The following is a 4,482-nucleotide window of genomic DNA, read 5'->3' on the forward strand; positions in this document are numbered from 1 at the left end:
AAGCTGCCGGGTCGGCGGGGTCGGCGAAGCCGTCGGCGGGCAGGCGCGGCTGCAGGTGGCCGCGGAAGTTCGGCAGCGCCCTGGCGACCGCGACCCAGTCAGGCGCGGCGGTCCGCCGGATCGCGACGACCCGCACCGGTTCGCGCGGCTCGGGGCTGGCGCGGGGCTGGCGCAGGGCGGCGTAGGCGGCGTTGTCGTAAGCGTCCGGATCGGGCGTACCCGCGCGGCGCAGGTCGTCGAACAGCGCCTCGGCGGAGACTGCGCGGCCGGCCGGTGCGCCTGCGGCGGGGCGTGCGGTGCGGTGGCGGGTCCAGTGTTCGAGCGCACTGAGCGGGGTTTCGGCAGCGTCCAGGTGGGCCGCGAAGTAGCCGGCTTCATCGAAGTCCGGCGCCGGCCAAAGCCCTTCGTGCGCGCCCACCGTCAGATAGTGCAGCAACGGGTTGGCGCGGGCCTGCGGAGAGCCGCCTTCCTGTTCCAGGTAGTAGGCGGGCTGAAAGTCGGGGCTCGGGCTCTTCAGCGCGCGGCCGCCGGCGGCCAGGAAGTCGCTCAGCGGGTCGCCGCCCAGGAGGCCGCGGCGCTGTCTGCGGTACCAGGCGGCGTCGAACAGCGGATGGGGGCTCAGGCCCTCCGCAGCGCCGGTGGTGACATAGTCGAGGAGCGGGGCGACGCCCGCGGCCCGGGCCTCGGGGTTCCGCTCCAGATACCAGTCGCCAGCGAACAGCGGATGCGGCTCCAACCCCTCGCGCCAGCCGGCGCGCAGGTAATGGACCAGCGGGTTCTCGCCGGAGACCGCCAGCTCGTCGCACTGGCCGACATAGAATCTCACGTCGAACAGCGGGTGGGGGTTGGCGCCGTCCGCCGCGCCTTCGAACAGGAAGTGCTCCAGCGCGGTCATTTGCCCGGCGCTCATCTTCGCCCCGTGCCGGGCGCGATAGGCCGGAGCATCCAGCAGCGGATGCGGGCTGAGGTTGTGGCCGTCGCCGACCACCAGGTAGTGCGCCAGCAGCGGCCACCGGCTGCCCGGTAGCGCCGGCGCATGCTTGAGATACCAGCTCTGGTCAAAGAGGGCGCGTGGCTGGGCCGCAGGATCGGGCCCGGCCCGCACATAGTCGGCCAGCGCGACCGTCGGGCCAGGAGTGGAGCCGAGGCTGACCTCGAGATCGGCCTCCCAGAGCCCGGATCGCGACAGGAGCAGGATGCGCCCCGGCGACTTGGCGCGCGCCAGCAGGCGAGCCGCGGCGGGCTGCAGCCGGCGCACGGCCCGCGCGCCGTAGCGCTGGCGGTTCGCGGCCTGGAACTGCGTCCACCGTTCCTCCGCCACCCGCGTGCGCTCGGCCTGTGCGGCGCGGCGGCGCTCGATGAGGGCCGCGGGGTCGGTGGGGCTGGTCACGCCGCCTGGACTCAGCTGTCGGCCAGGATGGAGTCGAGCCGCGCGGCGGCGAGCGCGGCCTCGCGGCGGAGCGCCTCGACCTCGGCCCCCAGCCGTTGCGTCTGGCCCTGTTCGAACGTCAGCCGCTGGCGAAGGTCGAGCAGTTCCGCACGGGCCGCGTCGAGGTCGCGCGTCACCGGCGAGACCAGCACGCCGACGTCCTGGCTCCGGCGGGCGAGGTCGGCCGCCGCGCCGTCGAGCGCGCCGGCGTCGGGCGCAGGCCCCGTCGAAGCGGCCTCGAACCAGTCCAGCACCTGGGCCGCGATCGCCCCGGCCCAGCCGAGGTCCTTCAGCCCCGCCTCGCCGTCGTTGTGGCGCAGCTCGGGGGAGAGGAAGCGGTCGACGGCCCTGGCCGCCGCGTCGGTCATCTTCGGCAGGGGTGCGCCGTGGGCGGCCTCGATGCGGGCCACCTCGGCCCGCCAGTCGCCGAGCAGGCCGTCGTAGCTCACGAAGGCGCGCGGCAGGTCGCGGGTGTAGGCCTCTGCGGCCAGCATGTAGGCGCTCCACAGCAGCACCGACTTCTCGGGCGCAAAGCCGTTGCGGCGGGCCAGCGAGCCGGCCACCGCCAGCGGGTGGCGCACCGGGATCACGCAGCGCGCACCCACCTCCAGGTCGGCCAGCGCCGTGCGCCAGAAGGGCATCAGCACGGTGACCCGCGGGTCCTTCAGCAGCGGATAGCGGACCTCGCCGTATTCCTCCTCGAACAGGGCCGCGGCGCGGTTCAGCCAGCTGCGCTCGGCCTTGGTCGCCAGCGGTTTGAACGGGAAGGCGAAGACGTCGTCCCAGGCCGCCCCGCCGGCCCGCAGGCGCCCGTCGTTGAGGATGGCGATCTTCCAGGGCTCGAAGTAGCCCTTGGCGTTGTGCTCGTCGCCGGCCATCACGTTCTCGGGCAGGGAGGCGCCGGCCAGGGCCAGCACCTGGGTCACCGCCGAGGTGCCCGAGCGGTGCATGCCCAGCACCAGATAGGCGCTGCGATCCGGGGCTCCGACGCTCTTTGGGGCGGCCTTGGTCGTCGTCATCTAGGGGCTCTGCGCCGGTTGATCGCTCCGGCCTTCTGTTGCACACAGCCTGCGCCGCCGCACAGGAATTTACGCCGCATGGCCGTCATGGCCCGAGTTGACGAGGTCCATCGGGTGATCTCCACGGCGGTGGACGGCGCCTTCTACCGGGCGGTCAATCCGGACCTGGCGGAGAGCGGCCTCGACCCGATCCGCCACTATCTGCTGAGCGGCTGGCGCGAAGGCCGCGACCCGGCGCCGTGGTTCTCCACGCGCGCCTACGTCGAGGCCAATCCGGAGGTCGTGAAGGCCGGCTGGAACCCGCTGCACCACTACCTGACGCTCGGCCGGCGCGAGGGGCGCGAGATCGTCCGCTCGGCGCTGGCCGACGACTACCTGCTGCGCCGGGCGCGGCGGGGCCAGGAGCCGGCGTGGGACTTCGAATCGCTGACCGCCGACGGCCAGGCGGCCGACGCGGTCGCCGAAGAAGCCGCCGCGCGCCACCGCGAGCGCGTACTGGCGGCTGCCGAGTTCGACGCGGCCTTCTACCTGGACGCCAGCCCCGACGTGGCCAAGACCGGCGTCGATCCGCTGGACCACTTCCTGGCCAGCGGTTGGCGCGAGGGTCGCGACCCCAACGCCAGCTTCTCGGTGAAGGACTACCTGGAGAGTTATCCGGACATCGCCGAAGCGGACATCAATCCGTTCGTCCACTTCCTGAGCGCCGGGCGGGCCGAGGGGCGGACCGGGCGCACCGAACTCGGATTCCGCTACGAGATCATCAAGCGGCTGGTCCCGATCGAGACGCGGGTGAAGGCCGTGGCGCGGGCCTCGGCGCGGGTGAAGCTGGCGACGGCGGCGAGCCTCGCCAAGGAGCTGGCCGGCGCGCGGACCGGCCTGGCCGACCTGCACATCACCTTCAGCCACGACGACTACACGGCCAACACCGGCGGGGTGCAACTTTGCCTGCAGCGCGAGGGCGCGCGGATCGCTGCGCTCGGCCGCGACCACCTGCACCTCTTTCCCGTGAAGCCCTGGCCGGTGGTCCGGGTGCGCGGCGAGCCGGGCCACCTGGGCGTGCTGCTGAACAGCGAGGCGGTGGGTGTCTTTGCGCCGAAGACCATCGCGGGCGCGGTCGGCAAGGCGGCGGGCGCGGTGAAGGCCGGCCAGCGGAGCTTCGCGATCCACAGCCTGCTCGGCCACAGCGCCGGCGAGACGGTGGACATCCTGGCCGCCGCGGGCCTGAGGGCCGGCTACTTCTGGCTGCACGACTTCGCCAGCCTCTGCGCCGGCTACCACCTGCTGCGCAACGACGTGGAGGACTGCTCGGCGCCGCCGCCGGAAAGCCCGGCCTGCGGCATCTGCGTCTACGGCCCCTGGCGGGCGCGGCACATCGCCGAGCATCAGCGGCTCTTCGAGCGGCTGTCGCTCACCGTGGTCAGCCCCGCCCGGACGACGCTCGACCTCTGGAGGGCGAGCTCGGCCTATCCGACCGCCGGCCAGGTGATACTGCCGCACGCCCGCCTGGTGGAGCGCGGGCCGGCGCCCGTCGCGCCCGCCGACCGGCCGCTCAGGATCGCCTACGCCGGCATGCCGGCCGCCCACAAGGGCTGGGAGATCTTCCGCGACCTGGTGGCCAGGCATGCCGGGGACCCGCGCTATCACTTCATCCATCTGGGCGGCCGCACTGAGGCCGGCCTGCCGCTGGAATTCCACAAGGTCACCGTCACCGAAGACCGGCCGCGGGCGATGCAGGAGGCGATCGAGCGGCACGAGGTGGACGCGGTGTTGATCTGGCCGCTTTGCCGCGAAACCTTCTCCTTCACGGCCTACGAGGCGGTGGCGGGTGGCGCGGCGGTGATCACCGGGCCCGACAGCGGCAATGTGGCGGCCTTCGTGGAGGAGACCGGCCACGGCTTGGTCCTGACCGGCGAGGATGCGCTGGCCGCGGCGCTGGAAAGCGGCGGCCTGGCGGGCCTGGCGCGCGCGCAACGCAAGCCGCAGCTCTACGACCTGGCGTTCAGCGCGCTGACGGTCGACCTCCTGGAGGGCCGG

3 protein-coding genes are annotated in these 4,482 nt (G+C 73.3%); 1 reads left to right on the forward strand and 2 read right to left on the reverse strand.

Annotated features, from left to right (window positions below; translation table 11 throughout):
- Positions 1 to 1,390, reverse strand: a 1,390-nt coding sequence (locus JWP28_RS01855; RefSeq protein ID WP_299539358.1) for a hypothetical protein, incomplete at its 3' end; no start/stop codon positions are given.
- A gap of 11 nt (positions 1,391 to 1,401) precedes the next feature.
- Positions 1,402 to 2,448: a hypothetical protein gene (locus JWP28_RS01860; protein ID WP_299539360.1), complete on the reverse strand. Its 1,047-nt coding sequence runs from the start codon at positions 2,446 to 2,448 to the stop codon at positions 1,402 to 1,404.
- Between the two features lie 78 nt (positions 2,449 to 2,526).
- Between JWP28_RS01860 and JWP28_RS01865 the strand changes: the two genes are divergently transcribed.
- A partial coding sequence (locus JWP28_RS01865; RefSeq protein WP_299539362.1) for a hypothetical protein occupies positions 2,527 to 4,482 on the forward strand: 1,956 nt, incomplete at its 3' end.

This window comes from Phenylobacterium sp. (assembly GCF_028290885.1).
Taxonomy (GTDB): domain Bacteria; phylum Pseudomonadota; class Alphaproteobacteria; order Caulobacterales; family Caulobacteraceae; genus Phenylobacterium.